Source organism: Ligilactobacillus equi DSM 15833 = JCM 10991 (genome assembly GCF_001435735.1).
Lineage (GTDB): Bacteria > Bacillota > Bacilli > Lactobacillales > Lactobacillaceae > Ligilactobacillus > Ligilactobacillus equi.
This window is the reverse complement of sequence record NZ_AZFH01000058.1, coordinates 1-1,286: the sequence shown is the minus strand read 5'-3', so window position 1 is coordinate 1,286 and position 1,286 is coordinate 1. Positions and strand designations below refer to the sequence as shown.

The 1,286-nt window shown below is 38.3% G+C and carries 1 protein-coding gene; it reads left to right on the top strand.

Annotated elements, in window-relative coordinates; translation table 11 throughout:
• Positions 1–15: 15 nt before the first annotated feature.
• A partial coding sequence (locus tag FC36_RS05470) for an RNA-guided endonuclease TnpB family protein (RefSeq protein WP_056986756.1) occupies positions 16–1,286 on the top strand: 1,271 nt, incomplete at its 3' end.

Sequence of the window (1,286 nt, the reverse complement as noted above, 5' to 3'; positions counted from 1 at the left end):
AAGAGGTGAAAGTATATGCCACAAGTTGAACTTCCATATATGATGGGACTGAAATTACGGATGTACCCTAATCACAAACAAGAACAAGTTGCTTGGAAAAACATCAATGCTTCTCGTTTTATCTATAACCAGTTGTTAGCGAATAGTTGGATTGACAGTGCTATTAAACGCAACAAATTGGATAAGAAGTATCCTATTCCTACTACCTACTGGCGTTATAAATTTTCTAAAGATAAGAAGATAAAGAAGCCGATTAAAGCTTCCCAAGTCCGTCCGACTGGTCTAGCACGAATTAAAGGTAATTCACGTTACCCTTGGCTAAACGATTCTGAATTAGATAGTGATATGTTTACCAATACTGAAGTACATTATCGCAATGCTTGGAAAATGTTTAGGAAGGTTCATAGTGCTGGAACTCCCAAATTTAAAAAAAAGAGTCAGCCTGTCCAAAGTTATAGCACCTCAAACCATTACAGCTCGAGCCAAGTCAAAGCTAAAGGAGGTGTGCCTTCCCTTTATAACGGGTCAATCCACTTTATTGACAGTCAGTACTTGCAGTTACCAAAGCTAGGCAAAGTCAAAATTAAATTACACCGCACATTACCAACTAACCAAATGGTGCGAATTGCCACGGTGACAATTAAGCATTATCCGTCGGGGAAATGGTTTGTTTCGCTTTTATTAAAAAGTGACCAACCATTTAATTCTAAATTTCCAAAAGTAGATTGTGAAGTTGGTTTTGACTTGAACACAGAAAACTTCTTAACTCAAAGTGATGGTAAGGTTGTCTCAAGCCCACGTTATTACCGAACTATCAAAGATAAGTTAGCTAAAGAACAACGGATTCTTTCACGTAGGCAACGGCGTGCCAAGAAAGAAGGTCGTCCTTTAAAGACTAGCAAAAATTACCAAAAACAAAAACTCATTGTGGCTAAGCTCCATGAAAAGGTTCGCAATCAACGAACGGACTTCTTACACAAGATTTCGATTGCATTAATCAAGAACCACGATTTAGTAGTCGCAGAAAACCTTAAGAGTAAGAATATGCTTAAAAATCATGCCTTGGCTATGAGTATCAGTGATGTTGGTTGGCGAACTCTGCTTACTTTTCTTGAATACAAAGCTCCTAAGTATGGTCGAACTTTCGTCGAGGTTAATCCCGCCTATACGACGCAAACGTGTAATGATTGCGGTTTTAGAATGGGAACAGAGGAAACAAAGAAACTAACTTTGAAAGACCGTGCTTGGACTTGTCCTAAATGTAAAGTTTTCCATATTCGTGACCA